Genomic DNA, 17,749 nt, shown 5'->3' with positions numbered 1-17,749 from the left:
ATGGATGGCGCAACACCCGTGACCGAGACCGACGAAACTGACTCCCCGGCGCGCAAGCCCTTTATCCGCTCGCGGGGGCTCAAGATCCCCAAACATCCGCAACTGACCACCGGTCGGGTGCGCGGCGCTCTGCGCGAAGGCACCTATGAGCGCAAGGAATGCGACGCCGTGATGCGCGTGGTGCGCGAAGGCGACCGGGTTTTGGAGTTGGGCGGCGGGCTTGGCTACATGTCCACCCTGCTCTCGGTCAAGAAAAAGGTCGAGAAAGTCGTCACTTACGAGGCGAACCCAACCCTGATCCCCTATATCCAATCGGTGCACGCCGCCAATGAGGTCACCAATGTCGACCTGCGCAACGCGCTGCTTTCGCCCGAAGATGGCGACCCGGTCGAATTCTACATCCGCAAGAACTTTCTCGGCTCGTCGATGGATTTCGACGCCGATCCCGACAGCGTCACAGACATCGTCGAAATCGAAAAACACGCCATCACCCCGGTGCTGGACGATCTGAAGCCCAATGTACTGGTCTGCGATATCGAAGGTGCCGAGGCGATGCTGCTACCTTCTGCCGATTGGTCGGGCCTGCGCGTCGCGATCATCGAATTGCACCCGCAATGGATTGGCCAGGCGGGCGTTCAGGCAGTGTTTGACGCCATGCACAAAGCCGGGTTGACCTATTTCCCCAAAGCCTCCGAGTCCAAGGTTGTGACCTTCCGCAAGGATTGGCCGGTTTGATGATAGAAGATAAGGGCAGCGCGCGACCGCGGGTGGGCGTGAAGCGCCCGCCCGGGGGGGCGGTCGTGCGCTGCCCGGCTAACCGCCGGGCGATACAATTCTTTCGGTGCTATACCCTATGAACATCACCGCCATCCTCTGCGTCAGAAACGAAGCTGCCTTTCTCATCGATTGGCTGGCCCATCATCTGACCTGCGGCGTCACCCATGTGGTGGCGCTCAGCAATGATTGTCAGGATGGCACCGACACCATGTTGGATCGGCTGGAGGAAATGGGGTTTGTCACCCATATCCGCAATGATGGCCCCTATGACAAAGGCGGCATTCAATTCACCGGCCTCAAAAAGGCTGACAAGCTGCCTGCCGTCAAACAGGCCGATTGGCTGCTCAGCCTCGACATTGACGAATATGTCAACATCCATACCGGCGCACGCAGCCTGCCCGACCTGATCAGCGCCCTGCCCGAAGCCGACGCCATCACCCTAACCTGGCGGTTGTTCGGCAATGCCGGGGTTGCCCGCTATGAGGACAGACCGCTCACCCAGCAATTCACCCGCGCCGCGCCGGTCAACATGCATTGGCCCTGGCGCGCCGCCATGTTCAAAACGCTTTATAAAAACAACGGCATCTATCGAAAGCTCGGCGTGCATCGCCCGCGCAATCCCGATCCGGACCGCGTCGACACGGCCCGCTGGTTTGACGGTGAAGGGCGCGAATTGGACGCGCAATTCCGCAATCGCCGCATCTTTTCCAATTATGGCCGCTCCAATTACAAACTCGCCCAGCTCAACCACTATCCGCTTGGCGCGATGGAAAGCTATGTGCTCAAGGCGGATCGTGGCCGCGCTGTGCATTCCGATCATGTGCTGGGCATGGATTACTGGGTTGAACGCAATTGGTGTGACGAAGAGGATATCTCGCTCCTCGCCCTGCCCGGCGTGGCCGAGAAAAAGGCTGAGCTGTTGGCCGACAAGACCCTGGCTGATCTGCACGCTCAGGCGGTCATCTGGCGGCAAAGCCGTTTCGAAGACCTTATGGTACAAGAACCCTATCGCGCCCTTTTTGGTCGTCTGCTCATGTCGCGCCCTGCCCGCGCCATCGCCCCCGAAGCCGCGCGTTTTCTGGCCAGCCATGCCATCCGGGCCAAGGGCAAAAACGGCGATAAACAGGCGTAGCTTACGCAGAATAACCCCGCCTTAACCACATTTCCGCCCGAAATCCCCGTCAAATTCACCTCAACAAAGACTCAGATTGTCCCTTTCAGGGCAACTGGGCGCATGAGGAAACGGGCATGGCACAGAGTAAGAGCAGCTTTCCACCGGATCTGAGCAAGCTGTCGCGCGGCGAATGGCTGATGCAGCTGCGCGATATCGGCAATAACAAAGGCTTTTCCGAGCCTTTGGGCAAACATCATGCCGGGATCTTTGTCGAAGACGGCGACACATTGCTGGTCTCTTTTGAATCCATGGCCGGAATCGAGGCCCTGTCCCCCACCCGCACGCCCATCGGCTTTGACATGGTGCGCAGCCATGGCTGGTCGTCGCTGTCGGTGCTGAGCCATGGCGATACCTGGTTTCGCGATGCCCGCGTCTTTGGCTTCTTTGACCAATTGCTCGATGACGGCTTCTTTGACGAATTCGAAAACGTGATCTTTTACGGCGCGGGCCCCTGCGGTTATGCCGCTGCCGCCTATTCCGTCGCCGCACCGGGTGCGCGCGTGCTGATGTTGCAACCCCAGGCGACGCTGGATCCGCGCGTCACCGAATGGGATGACCGCTTTCCCGAACAGCGCCGCCGCGATTTCACCTCGCGCTATGGCTTTGCGCCTGACATGATCGATGCCGCCCATCATGCCCATGTGCTTTATGATCCACATGAGCGCATGGACGCAATGCACTCCGCCCTGTTTGAGCGCCGCAATGTCTCCCGTCACCGCATGCCCTATATGGGAACCGCCCTGCAAAGCGAGCTGATCGCGATGGATCTGTTGCCCTCGCTGCTGGCCGCCGTGGCCGAAGACCGCCTGGACACGGCCAGCTTTGCGCAAATGCTGCGCGCCCGCCGAAACCACCCGCCCTATCTGCGCCGTTTGCTGGCGCGCCTGGACGCCGAAGAGCGCCCGGAACTGGCCCGCATCCTGTGCCAAAACGTGGTCGCCCGCATGCACGCCCCCCGCTTCCGCCGTCGTCTGGCAGCGCTTGAAGCTGAGGATGACCAGGTCTCGCAATAAAGGCGCGGCTTTCACTGGAAAACCCGGCGCGCCCATGCTAGGCGGCGCGCATGCAACAGATCACGATCCGCCGCCCCGATGACTGGCACCTGCATCTGCGCGATGGCGCAATGCTGGCCGCCGTTGCCCCTGAAACCGCTCGCTATTTTGGCCGCGCCATCATCATGCCCAACCTGATCCCGCCCGTGGTCAAAAGCAGTGATGCCAGCGCCTATCGCGACCGTATTCTGGCCGCCCTGCCCGAGGGCAGCGATTTTCAGCCGTTGATGACGCTCTATCTGACCGAAGACAGCGATCCGGCAGATGTGAAACGTGCCAAGGAAGAGGGCTTGATCCACGCGGTCAAGCTGTATCCGGCCGGCGCGACCACCAATTCCGCCAGCGGCGTGACTAATTTCGACAAGGTGCGCGGCGTGCTGGAAACCATGGCCGAGATCGGCCTGCCGCTTTGTGTGCATGGCGAAGTGGTCGATCATGACGTGGATATCTTTGACCGCGAGGCCGAGTTCATCGACCGCGTGCTGGATCCTTTGCGCCGCTCCACGCCGGGCTTGCGGGTGATCATGGAACATATCACCACCAAAGAGGGCGCGGATTACGCCCGCTCCGGCGGCGATGATCTGGGGGCCACCATCACCACCCACCACCTCGTGATCAACCGCAACGCCATTCTGGTTGGCGGGATCAAACCGCATTATTATTGCCTGCCAGTGGCCAAACGCGAAGAACATCGCCTTGCCCTGCGCGCAGCCGCCATTTCCGGCGATCCAAGCTTTTTCCTTGGCACCGACAGCGCGCCGCATCTTGATCACCTCAAGGAAAATGCCTGTGGCTGCGCGGGCTGTTTCACCGCCTCCAACACCATGAGCATTCTGGCCGAAGTCTTTGAGCAGGAGGGCGCGCTGGACAAGCTTGAGGGCTTTACCTCGCTACATGGGCCGAAATTCTACGGGCTGGAGCCGAATGCTGCCGAGATGACCTTGGTCAAAGGCGATCCGGTCATCTACCCCGATAAGATCGACACGCCTGAGGGCCCTGTGACCGTGTTTGACCCGATGATGCCGCTGCATTGGCGCGTCGCCTGATCTTGGTGGCAGCAAAATCCGTCGACGGATTTTGAGCGAGGGGGCGCTGCCCCCTCTGGGCCCAAGGGCCCATTCACCCCCGGGATATTTTCGGCCCAAAGAAGCATGGGCGGGGTTTAATCGCCGCAGGTTTCACGCTAAAGCGGCCTGAAAACAGGAGTGCTGCTGCCATGATCCCCACATCATATCCCACCGCCGAAGAAATGGCCCGTCTGACCGCGCGCATGTTGTGGGAGATCGAAGCGGTGCATTTCATGGCGGATGAGCCGTTCAAGCTGGCCTCAGGCCTGCCCAGCCCCGTCTATATCGACTGCCGCAAGCTAATTTCCTTCCCGCGTATCCGCAGCACATTGATGGATTTCCTGACCGTCACCGTCATGCGCAATGCCGGGTTTGAGGCCTTTGACAATGTCGCTGGCGGCGAAACCGCGGGCATTCCCTTTGGCGCGATGGTGGCTGAGCGTATGGCGCTGCCTATGACCTATGTGCGCAAAAAGCCCAAAGGCTATGGGCGCAATGCCCGCATCGAAGGTTTGATGAAAGAAGGCGAGCGCGTCTTGCTGGTCGAGGACCTGACCACCGATGGCGGCTCCAAGCTCAGCTTTGTCGATGCGATCCGCGAAACCGGCGCGACCTGCGGGCATACAGCAGTGATTTTCTATTACGGCATCTTCCCGGAAACCATCAAAACCCTCGGCGATCACGGGGTCGAGTTGCACCATCTCTGCACCTGGTGGGAAGTGTTGGAAGCGGCCAAGGACATGGGCAATTTCAGTCAGGAAACCCTGGATCAGGTCGACGCCTTCCTCAAGGCCCCCCGTGAGTGGCAAGAGGCCAACGCTTTCTGATCGAAAGCGGAAATATCTCTCTCAGGCGCGCGCAACTTTGCTGCGCGCCTACCAAATCTTGACAGAACCAGTTAGCTGACGCCAATATCTGCCCAAGGATCAGCTTTGGGGAGCGCTCCACAGCTTATCCCCAGAAACATACAATTTGCCCCGAGGTGTTGGTCTTTGCTACCACACCCGCCAGAGCAGGTGGGGACCGCAATGAACGAAATCACGACCATCAATCCGACCGGTGTCCAGGTCGAGGAAGCGGAGACGATTCCGCATTCCATCGAAGCCGAACAGCAGCTGCTAGGGGCGATCCTAACGGATAATGACGTGTTCGACAAAATCACCGCGATCATCAATGCCAAGCATTTTTATGATCCGGTGCATGCGCGGATTTTCGAGGTCGCAGCGGCGCGGATTTCCAAGAACAACCTTGCCTCTCCTGTGACGCTCAAGGCGTTTATGGAGGATGATGAGGGGCTTAAAGAACTCGGCGGCCCGACCTATCTGGCCCGCCTTGCCGCCTCTTCCGTGTCCAGCTTTGCGGTGCGTGATTATGCGCAGATGATTTATGATCTCGCCGTACGCCGCGATCTGATCCGTTTGGGCAAGGATATTTCCACCAAGGCGGCCAAGGTCGATGTCGCCTCGGACCCCAAGGAACAGATCGTCGAGGCCGAGCAGGCCCTTTATAATATGGCCGAGCAGGGCCAGGTCGAAAGCGGTTTCGTGTCATTTCTAAAAGCCGTGACCGACGCGGTGAATGTGGCCAATGCGGCCTATCAACGCGAAGGCGGCCTGGCCGGTATTTCCACTGGATTGATCGATATGGATGGCAAGCTCGGTGGCTTGCACCCTTCGGATTTGCTGATCCTGGCCGGGCGTCCCTCGATGGGCAAAACCTCGCTGGCAACCAACATCGCCTTCAACGTCGCCAAGGCCTATAAAAAGGGCATCCGCCCCGATGGCACCGAGGGCGCGGTGGATGGCGGCGTGGTGGCGTTTTACAGCCTTGAGATGAGCGCCGAACAGCTCGCCAGCCGTATTCTGGCCGAAGCGTCCGAGATTTCGTCGCACAAGATCCGTCAGGGCGACATGGATGAAGGCGAATTCCGCCGCTTTGTCGAAGCGGCCAAATCGCTTGAGGCCTGCCCACTCTTTATCGACGACACGGCCGCCTTGCCGATCTCTCAGGTCGCAGCGCGGGCGCGGCGGTTGAAGCGGACCCATGGTCTGGATTTGTTGATCGTGGACTATTTGCAGCTTTTACGCGGCACCTCGGATAACCGGGTGCAGGAGATCGGTGAGATTTCCATGGGTCTCAAGGCCATCGCCAAGGAATTGAATATCCCGGTGATCGCCCTGTCCCAGCTCTCGCGTCAGGTGGAAAGCCGCGACGACAAACGCCCACAGCTCTCGGACCTGCGGGAATCCGGCTCGATCGAGCAGGATGCGGATGTTGTCATGTTCGTGTTCCGCGAGGAATACTATGTGGAGCGGGAAAAACCGTCAGAAGATCAACTGGATAAGATGGCCGAATGGCAGGAACGCATGGCGCGCCTGCACGCCAAGGCCGAGGTGATCATCGGCAAACAGCGTCACGGCCCGATTGGCACGGTGGAACTGGCCTTTGAAAGCCAATTCACCCGCTTTGGCAACCTGGTCAAACCCTGGCAAGGCGGCGGCGACGATTATTAAAGCCGCCCACTAGGGTCAGGACCTTAAGCCACGCACGCCCAAATTCCGTCCAAGGAATTTGCAAGGAGTTTGGCGAGGTCTCGGGGACCAAAGCAGTACTCAGGACGCCAAACCTCATTGACCGCGATTATCCACAACGGCCACGACCATCACCAAACTCCAGTTTGAAACAGAACCTCTAACGTCCAGTTTAAGCCCACAGAGCCGGGTTCTGCGGTGTCACAATTGAACGGATTTAGGCCGAAACCTTTCTAAACAAGAACGAAAATATGCGGCCGTCAGTCACGGCAAAGCCTAATGCGATGATTGCAAAGCCAATCCATGCTTCCTGTTCCATTTTTTCACCCAGGAACAGCACGCCAAGTCCAATTGCGAAAGGTGGAATGAGCAGAGTGACCAGCAAAAGATTGGCCGCACCGGCACGTATCAGAATGGCAAAATAGAGGACGTATGCCAGAGCCGTCGACAATACAGCCATACCGATAAGTGCGCCCCAAACGCCTGCTGAGAGAGAGAGGCTCGGTACCCCATCGAACAGGAACACGATCGGTATCATTAAAATCGCGCTGCCGATTAACATCCCGAGCGCATTCATAAGTGGTGGCTGACCAGCCAATGCTGTTTTACCCCAGACCCCTGCAAAGGCATAAGACAGCGTTGCCCCAAGAATGGCAAGCTGGGCCAGATTGCTCGGGTTAAACTCGGTTAACGCGCTCGGCCCCATGATGCACGCCACTCCTGCTATTCCTAAAGCAGCGCCAATGACTTTCCTTTTCGTTAAAGGTTCATCTCTGAGCAGAATGCCAGCTACAACGACAGCGAACATAGCGGTCGTCCCGTTCAGAATGGACGCCAACCCGCTTTCAATCTGCGTTTGCCCCCAGAAGATCAACGAAAAGGGAATGGCGTTGTTCAACGCACCCATAACCAAATAAGCTCCCCAAACTCGGGCGGCGCGAGGCAGCGCTATGCCCTTGAAGAGCACGACAATCGACAAGATAGGAACAGCCCAAATTACGCGATGAAGTGTTATGGTAAGCGGAGGAACCTCAACCAGAGCAATTTCGGCAAAGAAAAACGACCCGCCCCACACTGCTGCAAGCAGCAACAACATGACGGTGGATCTCAATTCCAAGGACGGGGTTGAAGCGTTGGCCATGTTCAGCAGTTCCCATTTCTTAAGTGCCGACCTTAGGTACCTTGTCAGAACACTAATTCGCGACCCGTTTCATGCGGATTGATTGAACATCATTGCAACTTTCAAGAGCGCTTGGTTGCAATTTTCGCAAACTGTAGAAATGTCCGCTTCGCTGTCATGGAGCCAGAAAAGTTTTGCATCTTGGCAATTGTGTTTGGCCCCCCTCACAACCACAAGCTCAACCCCAAATAGCTGCCCGTTTCCGCAAATAACATCACCGCCCCTAGGCAATCGCTGTTATAGCCGCGCAGTTTGCCCACCAACCGGCTGCGGAAAAGTTGTGCGCAGATCGTGCCTCCGGCCCAGGCGCAGGCGGCGGGCAGAAAGCCGACATAAAAAGCAAAGCACAGCCAAATCGCGGCCATGCTGCCCAGAGCAAAGCGATAGCCGCTGGCGGTGATATAGGGGGCTGCGGCGCGCAGGCCTTCGCCGTGCAAATAGGGCGTAGTCGCGATCACATGCACCACCGCCATCATAGCAATGACCGGCGCAAGGATCATCGCCGCCCCGGCGGTGCCCAGATCCATATGGCTGAGTAGGATCAGCTTCATCGCCACCACCAGCGCCACGCTGATTGCCCCGAACAGGCCCAGCCCCGGCCCCGCCATCATCTGCAGGATCTGCGTCTGCCCCTCGCCGCGATGCATGCCCTCAATGGATTTGGCCAACCCCTCCTCAAAGAAGCCACCGGTGATCATCAACCCCATGACCAGCGCCAGGATCAGCGCCGCGCTGACCGGCAGCCATTGCGCCATCATCCAGAAGGTCACCGCCCCGACCACCCCCAGCAAGGCCCCGACCAAGGGAAAATACTTGTTCGCCCGCACCCGCAGATCATCGGATTCCTGCAGGTTGCGCGCCAAAGGCAGGCAGGTCAGAAACCGCAAAGCCAGTTGATAAAGCTGCCATTCCAGCCGCAGCGTGTCTTTCATGCGCGCCTCCCCTTCCCCTCCTGTCTAACGCTAAAAGCGTTAACCATGCTTTGCAATCGCCCGCCACGATCCGGTCTGATCCACAATTCCCCCTGCCAAACCGGTGATTTTCGCTTGACCCTCGCGCCACGCCTGCCAAAGACAACACATGGCTGTTGCAGAACTTACAATTGATCTTGGGGCGCTTTGTGCCAATTGGCAGGCGCTGAGTGCGAAATCACAAACCGACACCGGCGCGGTGGTCAAGGCCAATGCCTACGGGCTGGGGCTGGACCAGGTCAGCACGGCGCTGGCAAAGGCAGGCGCGCGACAATTCTTTGTCGCCGCAACCGAAGAAGGCGCGCAGCTACGCGATATCCTTGGTTCGGGTCCTGACATCTTTGTCTTTTCCGGGCACATGTCTGGCGACACCGATATGATCCGCGACAACCAATTGACGCCGCTATTGAATTCCATCGACCAGATGCTGCGCCATGTCGAGGCCCTGCCCGGCCACCGCTTTGGCTTGCAACTGGATACCGGCATGAACCGTCTTGGCATGGAGGACGCCGAATGGCGCGCCCTGCGCGAGATCGCTCTGGCGCAGAACCCGGCTTTGGTGATGAGCCACCTTGCCTGCGCCGATGCGCCCGAACATCCGATGAACCAGCACCAGCTGCGCTGCTTTATCGATATGACCGACGGGATCGAAGCACCCCGCTCGCTCGCCGCGACGGGCGGTATTCTGCTCGGCGAAGATTACCATTTTGACCTCACCCGCCCCGGTGTCGGCATGTATGGCGGCCTGCCCTTTGCCGAGGCGCAGCCGGTTGCGACCCTCTCGGTGCCTGTCATCCAGACGCGCGAGGTTCTGCCCGGTGAAACCGTCGGCTATTCCAACACCTGGACCGCTGAACACCCAACCCGCGTTGCCACCATCGCTGCGGGCTATGCCGATGGCATCATCCGCGCCATGGGGCAAGAGGCCTGGCTGTGGTCCGGCGACACCGCCTGCAAGGTGCTGGGCCGCATTTCTATGGATATGATCGCCGTTGACGTGACCGAACTCGACGAAGATCCCGACCGGCTTGAGCTGCTCAATGCCCGCCAGAGCGTCGACACCCTGGCCGAATGGGCCGGAACCATCGGGTACGAAATCCTGACCTCCATGGGGGCACGCTATCAGCGGCGCTATATCGGCGCATGATCCTGCTGCAACCGATCGGAGCGCTGGGGCGCGCGACCCTGGGCGCGATGGGGTCCATTGGCCGCGTCACGCTTTTTGCTTTGCAAACCCTGTCGCACATGATCCGCCCGCCGTTCTATGGGCGCGAATTTCTGGTGGCGCTGCTGAATATCGGCTGGCTGTCTTTGCCCGTTGTCGGGCTGACCGCCATCTTTACCGGCGCGGCGCTGGCCTTGCAGATCTATTCCGGCGGTGCCCGGTTCAACGCCGAGGCGGTGGTGCCCCAGATCGTTGCCATCGGCATGGTGCGCGAGCTCGGACCGGTTCTGGTCGGGCTGATGATCGCCGCGCGCGTGACCTCTTCCATCGCCGCCGAAATCGCCACCATGAAAGTGACCGAGCAGATTGACGCGCTTGTCACCCTGTCCACCAACCCGATGAAATACCTCGTCGCCCCGCGCGTGCTGGCCGCCTTGGTCACCGTCCCGGCGCTGGTGGCGGTGGGGGATGTGATCGGCATCTTTGGCGGCTACGCCGTGGCCACCGGATCGCTCGGGTTTAACGCCGCTGCCTATCTCAAGAACACCGTCGATTTCCTGGAAGGTCTCGACATCCTCTCCTCCCTGGTCAAAGGCTGCGCCTTCGGCGGCATCGCCGCGCTGATGGGCTGTTATTACGGCATGCATTCGGGCCGCGGCGCCCAAGGCGTGGGCCGCGCCACCAAAGGCTCGGTCGAAGCGGCGGCGGTGCTGATCCTGGCGGCGAACTTCCTTCTGACGGGAGTGTTTTTCTCGCTATGATCGAACTCACCAACGTCCAAAAAACCTTTGGTTCCAACCAGGTGCTGCGCGATGTTAATCTCTGCATCGACAAGGGATCCTCGATGGTGATCATCGGCGGGTCGGGCACCGGGAAATCGGTATTGCTGAAATCGGTGCTGGGTTTGGTGATCCCGGATGCGGGCACGATCACGCTGGATGGGCAGGATGTCACCAAGGCGGATCGCGACGCATTTCTCGCCCGCTTTGGCATGTTGTTTCAGGGCGCGGCCCTGTTTGACAGCCTCACCGTCTGGCAAAATGTCGCCTTTCGCCTGTTGCGCGGATCGCTGAAACGCCCCAAATCCGAAGCCCGCGAGATCGCCATCGAAAAGCTGCGCCGCGTCGGGCTGAAACCCGATGTGGCTGACCGTTTCCCGGCCGAGCTGTCGGGGGGCATGCAAAAGCGTGTCGGTCTTGCCCGCGCCATCGCCGCCGAGCCCGAGATCATCTTTTTCGACGAACCCACCACCGGGCTTGACCCGATCATGTCCGGTGTCATCAATGAGCTTACCCGTGAGATCGTTGATGAAATGGGGGCCACGGCGATGACCATCACCCATGACATGTCCAGCGTGCGCGCCATTGCAGACCATGTGGCGATGCTGCATGACGGAGTGATCCAATGGAGCGGCGCGGTGGCCGATATGGATCACAGCGGTGACCCTTACGTGGATCAGTTCATCTCGGGGCGCGCCGATGGCCCGATTGAGGCGGTGAGGTAGCGATGGAATTTTTTGAACCAAGCCCGGTCCTGCTGGGGTTCCTGTTTTACAAGAAATTCCTCTTCCTGCCGCTCCTCGCTGCCCTTGCCCTGATCCGGGTAGCGGTTGGCCATGGCATCGCCCGCTGGCCCGCGCTGATTGCGCTGTTTCTCTCCGCCGGAGGCATCGCCACCACCTTTGCCCCCGCCGCTGGTCTGGCCGAGGGCGAGCTATACGTTGCTGCCGCGCAATTCATGGCCGAAGGCGGTGGCATGGCGGCCCTTCTGGTGCCCGCGGCCTTCTTTCTGATCTGCTCCATCACCCCGCGCGCGCGCTGGCGTTGGCTGGATGTGATCCATATCGTCTTGTTGCTGATCCTGCTGGGGCTCTGGTGGTGGACCAGTTAAATTTACCACTGGAAACCAGCCACCAGACCACATAAGTGCCTGACATGCGTTGGTTAAATCTTGTCCTGCTCGTCCTTTACCCGGTCTCCTGGTTCGCGCCCCTGATGCGCGCCGGATTGCTGCCGATCTTTGGTCTCTCCGAGATCAGCGTGATTTCCGGCCTGCAATCCTTGTGGAAATCCGACATCTTTCTCGCCCTGCTGGTCACCCTGTTTGCGCTCTTTGCGCCGATGCTCAAAACCATTGGTCTGGCACTGGTGCAGTTCCACCTTCTGGATCGCAAAACCATGCCGGTTTTGAACCTGATGGGCAAATTCGCCATGGCCGATATTTTCCTCGTCGCGCTCTATATCACCCTGTCCAAGGGCATGGGTCTGGGCACGATTGAAACCGCCTGGGGGCTTTATCTGTTCACCGCCTGCATCCTCGGTTCCATTATCCTGGGCGCGATAGAGGGGCGCAAAAAGGTGCGACAGATAGAGCACGCTTCAGAATCAGTTTAATTCCCCCTGCAAAAAATTTCCCCAGATGGGCATTATCGGCATAAACTTGCCGATGAGCTGCCGCTCTTTACTTTGATAATGAGTTTTCTGGGGGAATTTCGATGTCGACTTTGCGCCCTGCTGCCGGGCTGTTTCGCGATGTCATGCAACGTATTGCTTTTGGACTGATAATCGCACTGTCACTTGCGCTGACAGGGTATTCGATTGCCTGCGCCTTCGAACTGGCCCCGTGGCTGGAGCTGCCCATCGGCTTTGGCGATCAGATCTTTATGCAGGCGGGCATGTATATTCAGGTTGGAGTCTCTGCGCTGCTCTTGCTGCTGTGCTTTTTCCTGCCGACCAATGCCCGGGTTATGGCGCTCGAGCTGTCGCATCGCAATTTTCACACCAGTATGAAGGATGTCGCCTCGGCCTATGCGGCCTCGCATCGTGCGGATCGGGCGGGGGTGTTCCAGATGAAGGGCGAATATGACTCGATCCGTGAACGCATCGCCTTTCTGCGCGACCACCCGGATCTGGCCGATCTGGAACCTTCGGTGCTGGAACTCGCCGCGCAGATGAGCCATGTCAGCCACGAGCTGGCCGAGACCTATTCCGACAACAAGGTCACCCGCGCCCGTGACTTCCTGATTGCACGGCAGCAGGAAATCACCCTGTTCAATGAGCGGTTGGAAAAGGCCAAGCTTGCCGCGACCGAGATCCGCCAGTGGAACGAACAGATCGAGATGGACGAAGCCATCGCCAAGGCCCAGCTGGACCGCCTGAAAGAAGAGCTCGGGGATCTGCTGCCCGAACTGCAAAAGGCCGCGGATGCGCATTTCATCCCCGAAGCGGAAACGGCAGAGGTCGCGCTGGAAGGGGAAGATGTGGAAATGGCGCTGGAGGCAGAGAACGTCACTGTCCTGCCGCGTGCGGCGGAGTGACCGCCTTTGCATTGATTTCCAAAGCCGCGTGATCGCCGTCTCGCGGGTTGGCGATGAAACATCCGTTTCTGCCACTTTATCCCAGCCACACTCTTTCCAACCACCGTGTTCACCAAGCCGCTTGCCAAATCGCCGACCCGGGGGGCGGGACGGCGATCACGCGGCGGCCCAAGGGCCTTGATTCCGCGTGAGAAATCTATGAACGGGTGTTTACTTTTTGCAGCCTGCCCCTCCCCCGTTGTCCAACGCCAGCAAATCCCCTAAACCTCTCCAAAACCAAAAACATCCCCTCACAGGACAGCCCATGGCCAAATCCGTCACCACCTTTGTGTGCCAATCCTGCGGTGCCACCAGCTCCAAATGGTCTGGCCGCTGTGAATCCTGCGGGGAATGGAACACCATCACCGAAGAGAAACCGCTCAGCCAGGGCCCGTCCAAGAAATCCCTCGGGGCGATGCGCGGCAAAGCCATCCCGCTCACCGATCTCTCCACCAAAGAGGCCCCGCCCCCGCGCACCGCCTCCACCATGGCCGAGCTTGACCGGGTGCTCGGCGGTGGCCTTGTGCCCGCCAGCGCTGTGCTGGTGGGCGGTGATCCGGGCATCGGTAAATCAACACTGCTCTTGCAGGCTGCAGCCTCCTTTGCCAAGGCCGGGCTCAAGGTCATCTATATCTCGGGCGAAGAGGCCAGCGCCCAGGTGCGCCTGCGCGCCCAACGGCTTGGGTTGACCGATGCGCCAGTAAAACTGGCCACCGAAACCAGCCTGCGCGACATCCTCACCACGCTGGACGAAGAACAGCCCGACCTTGCCATCGTGGATTCGATCCAGACCATGTGGGCCGATAATGTCGACAGCGCGCCGGGCTCAGTCTCTCAGGTGCGCGCCGCCGCGCATGAGCTGACCACCTTCGCCAAAAGCCGTGGATCAGCAGTGATCATGGTCGGCCATGTCACCAAAGAAGGCGCGATTGCCGGGCCGCGTGTGGTCGAACATATGGTCGATACGGTGCTCTATTTCGAGGGTGAGCGTGGCCACCAGTTCCGCATCCTGCGCAGCGTCAAGAACCGCTTTGGCCCGGCTGACGAAATCGGCGTTTTTGAAATGACCGGCGCCGGCTTGTCCGAGGTCACCAACCCTTCGGCCCTGTTCCTGTCAGAACGCGGCCAGCCTGCCCCCGGCTCGGTCGTGTTTTCCGGTATCGAAGGCACCCGTCCCGTTCTGGTCGAATTCCAGGCCCTGATTTCCCCCTCGCCTCATAGCCAACCGCGCCGCTCGGTTGTGGGCTGGGACGGCTCGCGTTTGAACATGATCCTCGCCGTGCTCGAATCACGCTGCGGTATCCCCTTTGCCGGGCTGGATGTGTACCTGAATGTGGCCGGTGGCATGCGCGTGAACGAGCCCGCCGCCGATCTGGCTGTTGCCGCTGCGCTGCTTTCCGCCCGCGAAGATACCGGGTTACCCGCAGAAACAGTTGTTTTTGGGGAAATTAGCCTGTCAGGTGCGCTCAGACCGGTGTCGCAAACGGAAAATCGGTTGAAAGAGGCGCAAAAACTTGGTTTCAGCACAGCCATATTGCCAACCGGTGGCAAAGCCGCCGCAACACAAGGCATGGCACTGACGCGCATGGGAGATCTGACCACATTTGTGGGCGAGGTCTTTGGTGCCGGATAAACCAAGTGTCGGAACGGGCGCGAACAGGAAGGGGCGAGCAAGCTCATGGAAGGCTTTACAATCGTAGACGGCGTCGTCGCCGCAGTCATCGTACTCTCGGCCCTGCTGGCCTATTCCCGTGGCCTGGTGCGCGAAGCGCTGGCCATTGGCGGCTGGATCGTCGCGGGCATCCTTGCCTTCATGTTTGTCGGCCAGGTGCAACCGCTGGTCAAAGAGATCCCGATGATCGGGCAATTTGTCGGCGATAACTGCGTGATGTCGCTGATCCTGGCCTTTGCCGCGCTGATGACCGTGGCGCTGGTGGTCATGTCGCTGTTCACCCCCTTCTTTGCCTCGCTGGTGCAACGCTCGGTTCTGGGCGGGCTGGACCAGGCGCTTGGCTTCTTCTTCGGTGTGGCGCGTGGCATTGTTCTGGTTGCCGTGACCTTCTTTGTCTACGAGGTCGCCGTCACTGCCCAGGACATCCCAATGATCGATGACAGCCGCTCGGCCGCTGTCTTTGCTCAGTTCACCGACAAGATCGACGACCAAGACCCCGAACAGGCGGTCGGCTGGATCGAAGCGCAATACCAATCGCTGCTCAGCCATTGTGACGCCCCCGCGCAGAACTGATGAGCAGCCGCCAACAGGCGCAGTGGCAAAGCGCCTGGCATGACATTCTGGACGAATTTCCCGAACAGGTAGCCACGCCTCGCCCGGCAGTGCTCCCAGCGATCAAAGAAGATTTTCGCCTACATTTCGATTTCTGGGCCCTGCCAATCGAAGCCCAAAAGAACGCATTGTCTTTACTTCCCAACGGCGCGGCTCTCGGCCAGCGCGCAGAGGCTTGGCAGCGTTTGAAATCGCCCACATCCCCCAATGAGGCAAAGGTGCTTTTGCAACAAGGTTTGGCGCAGTTGCAGCATCAAGGCTACAGCTGCCCACACCCAAACAGCCCCGTCTCTTTTTGTGCGGCACAAAGCCCGGTTCTCATGCAGTCAGACCCGGTAACATTCGACCTCGATGACGCTCTTTTTGATATGCTGAGGGAATGTCCACCACGCACGGCTGAGGCCTTTCACTTTTTGTCCGAAACCTACTATCGCGCCGCCAATTGCTATGAGGTTGCCAACTGGTTGGTTTGGCCGCTGATCACCGAGCCCTCTGCACCCGATCTTTATTTACCGTTCGCGCGTCTTGCGGCGGGCGGTTGGTTTGCGGTCACGACAACCGGGAGTGACCTGTTGCTCTCCCAGCCAAGCCCCTAGGGTCAGGACCCCTTAATTTCCTTGCTGAGCATTGTGAATTAATGGGTCCTAACCCTAGGGGCTTAGCGTAGGCATCAGCCGACGGTGAATTGCCCCATCATGCCGCAATCTTCATGCTCCAGAATATGGCAGTGATACATATAGGGCGCATCCTTGGGGGCCTCATAGTCAAAGCGCACCAGCACCTCTGACCAGCCTTCTTCGACATGCACCATATCCTTCCACCCGGCGGCATAGGCGGGCGGCGCAGCACCGTTCTGGCTCAGGATACGGAAGGAACAGCCATGAATGTGGAACGGATGCAGTTGGTCATCCACCGAAACGCGCCAAATCTCGGTATTACCCTTGCGCACCACTTCGTCGATCCGATCCATCTTCATCGGTTGGCCATTGATCGCCATCGCCCCGGCATCGCCACAGAAATTGTCCCAGGACGCGGCCAGCGCGGCCAGATCCGCGCCCACATCCATCTCCAACTGGAAAGAGCGCGTCACACTGGCCTCTGAGGCTTTGGGGGGCGCAAGATTTGCCAATCTCCTCGGCATCGCCCCATCAAACCCGGCCTCTGCCCGACGTGTCAGGGTCAGCACCGTGGTGGCGGCATTCCCCCCAAACAGCGAAGCGAAAAAGCTCCCGCCACCATCCATATTCACAGTCAACTCATTGCTGTCGACAGTGCTCATATCCACCAGCACCTCATAGCGCTCCCCCGGCGACATCAGAATGCTTGCGGCCTCAACCGGCGCTGCGAGAAAGCCACCATCCGACGCGATGACCGTGATCGGCCCGCTCTGCATGGAAAGCTCCAGAAACCGCGCATTGCAGGCATTCAGAATGCGAAGGCGCACAAGGCCCGTGGGCACGCTCTGCGCAACGGGGGCAATGGCCCCGTTCACGGTCAGGGTGTCGCCCTCAAACCCATCCTCAAACACCTCCGCCGTCAGCGCATAGGTCATCTTTCCGCTGCCATCGAACATCTTGTCCTGTAGGATCAGGGTGAAATCATCGACCCCATAGGTCTTGGGCAAATCCGCCGACAGGCTGGCATCATCCTCAACCAGCAACACCCCGGCCAGGCCGGAATAGGTTTGCCGCGCCGTGCGGCCATGCATATGTGAATGAAACCAGTTCATCGAGGCGTGCTGAACAATCGGCACATCCGGTGACCAGGTGGCCCCATGGGCAATCTCCTGATGCGGGCCGCCATCTACATCGCCAGGAATATGCAGGCCATGCCAATGCAGGGTCGAGGTTTCGCCAATGTTGTTCACCACATCAAAGGGCAGTGTTTGCCCCTGTTTCACCCGCAGCACCGGCCCAAGGTAATCGTGATTGATGCCAAAGGTCTCGCTTTGCGCGCCGGTCCCGAAATCATGGCTGGCCTTGTTCAACGCCAGTGAAATACGCCCCTCAATCCCACCCGTCAGATCCGTCAGAGGGATCAATGGCAGCGGGCGCGGTGCCGATTGCGCCCAGGCCATACCACTCCCGGCCACCAAAAGGCCCGCCCCTGTGGACTTCAGGAAAGTTCTGCGGTTCATTGAAACCTCCAAAGAATATCAACTACGGTTGATAGATTGGCAGCAGAAGTGGATTT

18 protein-coding genes are annotated in these 17,749 nt (G+C 59.3%); 15 read left to right on the top strand and 3 right to left on the bottom strand.

The window, feature by feature from the left end:
• From CLV87_RS10390 to CLV87_RS10365, 6 genes are all read left to right on the top strand, one after another.
• On the top strand, window positions 1-735 hold the full coding sequence (locus tag CLV87_RS10390; protein WP_099245058.1) for a class I SAM-dependent methyltransferase: 735 nt from the start codon (window positions 1-3) through the stop codon (window positions 733-735).
• 118 nt (window positions 736-853) lie between these two features.
• Window positions 854-1,909, top strand: coding sequence for a glycosyltransferase family 2 protein (locus tag CLV87_RS10385; RefSeq protein ID WP_099245056.1), 1,056 nt, complete (start codon window positions 854-856; stop codon window positions 1,907-1,909).
• A gap of 116 nt (window positions 1,910-2,025) precedes the next feature.
• Window positions 2,026-2,964 carry a phosphoadenosine phosphosulfate reductase gene (locus CLV87_RS10380; RefSeq protein ID WP_099245054.1) on the top strand — a complete coding sequence of 313 codons (939 nt, stop codon included), beginning with the start codon at window positions 2,026-2,028 and terminating at the stop codon, window positions 2,962-2,964.
• 50 nt (window positions 2,965-3,014) lie between these two features.
• Window positions 3,015-4,049, top strand: a complete 1,035-nt coding sequence (pyrC, locus tag CLV87_RS10375) for a dihydroorotase (protein ID WP_099245052.1) — start codon at window positions 3,015-3,017, stop codon at window positions 4,047-4,049.
• 170 nt (window positions 4,050-4,219) lie between these two features.
• On the top strand, window positions 4,220-4,897 hold the full coding sequence (locus tag CLV87_RS10370; RefSeq protein ID WP_099245050.1) for an orotate phosphoribosyltransferase: 678 nt from the start codon (window positions 4,220-4,222) through the stop codon (window positions 4,895-4,897).
• A gap of 201 nt (window positions 4,898-5,098) precedes the next feature.
• Window positions 5,099-6,583 (top strand): replicative DNA helicase, encoded by a 1,485-nt coding sequence (locus tag CLV87_RS10365; protein ID WP_099245048.1) that lies wholly within the window; start codon window positions 5,099-5,101, stop codon window positions 6,581-6,583.
• Between the two features lie 235 nt (window positions 6,584-6,818).
• Here the strand turns inward: CLV87_RS10365 and CLV87_RS10360 are convergent, their stop codons facing one another.
• Together CLV87_RS10360 and CLV87_RS10355 are read right to left on the bottom strand one after the other, a co-directional pair.
• On the bottom strand, window positions 6,819-7,742 hold the full coding sequence (locus CLV87_RS10360; RefSeq protein WP_235871903.1) for a DMT family transporter: 924 nt from the start codon (window positions 7,740-7,742) through the stop codon (window positions 6,819-6,821).
• A gap of 203 nt (window positions 7,743-7,945) precedes the next feature.
• Window positions 7,946-8,713 carry an adenosylcobinamide-GDP ribazoletransferase gene (locus CLV87_RS10355; RefSeq protein WP_099245044.1) on the bottom strand — a complete coding sequence of 256 codons (768 nt, stop codon included), beginning with the start codon at window positions 8,711-8,713 and terminating at the stop codon, window positions 7,946-7,948.
• Window positions 8,714-8,861: 148 nt separating this feature from the next.
• On the opposite strand from CLV87_RS10355, the gene alr reads away from it, so the two are divergent.
• The 9 genes from alr (at window position 8,862) to CLV87_RS10310 (ending at window position 16,152) form a co-directional block, all read left to right on the top strand.
• Window positions 8,862-9,899, top strand: a complete 1,038-nt coding sequence (gene alr, locus CLV87_RS10350) for an alanine racemase (RefSeq protein ID WP_099245042.1) — start codon at window positions 8,862-8,864, stop codon at window positions 9,897-9,899.
• Complete coding sequence (locus CLV87_RS10345; protein ID WP_099245040.1) at window positions 9,896-10,678, top strand: MlaE family ABC transporter permease; 783 nt, start codon at window positions 9,896-9,898, stop codon at window positions 10,676-10,678. Before alr ends, CLV87_RS10345 begins: the two co-directional genes overlap by 4 nt.
• The gene (locus CLV87_RS10340; RefSeq protein ID WP_099245038.1) at window positions 10,675-11,421 is read left to right on the top strand and encodes an ABC transporter ATP-binding protein; all 747 of its coding nucleotides are present in this window, start codon (window positions 10,675-10,677) and stop codon (window positions 11,419-11,421) included. The genes CLV87_RS10345 and CLV87_RS10340 overlap by 4 nt, the downstream gene beginning before the upstream one ends.
• A gap of 2 nt (window positions 11,422-11,423) precedes the next feature.
• Entirely contained in the window at window positions 11,424-11,807 is a 384-nt protein-coding gene (locus tag CLV87_RS10335; RefSeq protein ID WP_099245036.1) for a hypothetical protein, read from the top strand.
• A gap of 44 nt (window positions 11,808-11,851) precedes the next feature.
• The gene (locus CLV87_RS10330; protein WP_099247646.1) at window positions 11,852-12,310 is read left to right on the top strand and encodes a paraquat-inducible protein A; all 459 of its coding nucleotides are present in this window, start codon (window positions 11,852-11,854) and stop codon (window positions 12,308-12,310) included.
• 101 nt (window positions 12,311-12,411) lie between these two features.
• Window positions 12,412-13,233, top strand: a complete 822-nt coding sequence (locus tag CLV87_RS10325) for a DNA repair protein (RefSeq protein WP_099245034.1) — start codon at window positions 12,412-12,414, stop codon at window positions 13,231-13,233.
• A gap of 304 nt (window positions 13,234-13,537) precedes the next feature.
• Window positions 13,538-14,905: a DNA repair protein RadA gene (gene radA / locus CLV87_RS10320; protein ID WP_099245032.1), complete on the top strand. Its 1,368-nt coding sequence runs from the start codon at window positions 13,538-13,540 to the stop codon at window positions 14,903-14,905.
• A gap of 45 nt (window positions 14,906-14,950) precedes the next feature.
• Window positions 14,951-15,517: a CvpA family protein gene (locus CLV87_RS10315; protein ID WP_099245030.1), complete on the top strand. Its 567-nt coding sequence runs from the start codon at window positions 14,951-14,953 to the stop codon at window positions 15,515-15,517.
• Window positions 15,517-16,152 carry a hypothetical protein gene (locus tag CLV87_RS10310; protein ID WP_099245027.1) on the top strand — a complete coding sequence of 212 codons (636 nt, stop codon included), beginning with the start codon at window positions 15,517-15,519 and terminating at the stop codon, window positions 16,150-16,152. Before CLV87_RS10315 ends, CLV87_RS10310 begins: the two co-directional genes overlap by 1 nt.
• Before the next feature lie 74 nt (window positions 16,153-16,226).
• Here CLV87_RS10310 and CLV87_RS10305 read toward each other — a convergent pair whose 3' ends face one another.
• Window positions 16,227-17,693, bottom strand: coding sequence for a multicopper oxidase domain-containing protein (locus CLV87_RS10305; RefSeq protein ID WP_099245025.1), 1,467 nt, complete (start codon window positions 17,691-17,693; stop codon window positions 16,227-16,229).
• Window positions 17,694-17,749: the final 56 nt, after the last annotated feature.

The organism is Pelagimonas phthalicica (assembly GCF_004364805.1).
GTDB lineage: Bacteria > Pseudomonadota > Alphaproteobacteria > Rhodobacterales > Rhodobacteraceae > Pelagimonas > Pelagimonas phthalicica.
This window is presented reverse-complemented; position numbering and strand designations above follow the sequence as displayed.

Coding starts and splice junctions, on each gene's coding strand:
- CLV87_RS10335 (WP_099245036.1), top strand. CDS start 11,424: ATGGAATTTTTTGAACCAAGCCCGGTCCTGCTGGGGTTCCTGTTTTAC.
- CLV87_RS10315 (WP_099245030.1), top strand. CDS start 14,951: ATGGAAGGCTTTACAATCGTAGACGGCGTCGTCGCCGCAGTCATCGTA.
- CLV87_RS10355 (WP_099245044.1), bottom strand. CDS start 8,713: ATGAAAGACACGCTGCGGCTGGAATGGCAGCTTTATCAACTGGCTTTG.
- pyrC (WP_099245052.1), top strand. CDS start 3,015: ATGCAACAGATCACGATCCGCCGCCCCGATGACTGGCACCTGCATCTG.
- CLV87_RS10310 (WP_099245027.1), top strand. CDS start 15,517: ATGAGCAGCCGCCAACAGGCGCAGTGGCAAAGCGCCTGGCATGACATT.
- CLV87_RS10305 (WP_099245025.1), bottom strand. CDS start 17,693: ATGAACCGCAGAACTTTCCTGAAGTCCACAGGGGCGGGCCTTTTGGTG.
- alr (WP_099245042.1), top strand. CDS start 8,862: ATGGCTGTTGCAGAACTTACAATTGATCTTGGGGCGCTTTGTGCCAAT.
- CLV87_RS10390 (WP_099245058.1), top strand. CDS start 1: ATGGATGGCGCAACACCCGTGACCGAGACCGACGAAACTGACTCCCCG.
- CLV87_RS10345 (WP_099245040.1), top strand. CDS start 9,896: ATGATCCTGCTGCAACCGATCGGAGCGCTGGGGCGCGCGACCCTGGGC.
- radA (WP_099245032.1), top strand. CDS start 13,538: ATGGCCAAATCCGTCACCACCTTTGTGTGCCAATCCTGCGGTGCCACC.
- CLV87_RS10380 (WP_099245054.1), top strand. CDS start 2,026: ATGGCACAGAGTAAGAGCAGCTTTCCACCGGATCTGAGCAAGCTGTCG.
- CLV87_RS10385 (WP_099245056.1), top strand. CDS start 854: ATGAACATCACCGCCATCCTCTGCGTCAGAAACGAAGCTGCCTTTCTC.
- CLV87_RS10370 (WP_099245050.1), top strand. CDS start 4,220: ATGATCCCCACATCATATCCCACCGCCGAAGAAATGGCCCGTCTGACC.
- CLV87_RS10365 (WP_099245048.1), top strand. CDS start 5,099: ATGAACGAAATCACGACCATCAATCCGACCGGTGTCCAGGTCGAGGAA.
- CLV87_RS10330 (WP_099247646.1), top strand. CDS start 11,852: ATGCGTTGGTTAAATCTTGTCCTGCTCGTCCTTTACCCGGTCTCCTGG.
- CLV87_RS10325 (WP_099245034.1), top strand. CDS start 12,412: ATGTCGACTTTGCGCCCTGCTGCCGGGCTGTTTCGCGATGTCATGCAA.
- CLV87_RS10340 (WP_099245038.1), top strand. CDS start 10,675: ATGATCGAACTCACCAACGTCCAAAAAACCTTTGGTTCCAACCAGGTG.
- CLV87_RS10360 (WP_235871903.1), bottom strand. CDS start 7,742: ATGGCCAACGCTTCAACCCCGTCCTTGGAATTGAGATCCACCGTCATG.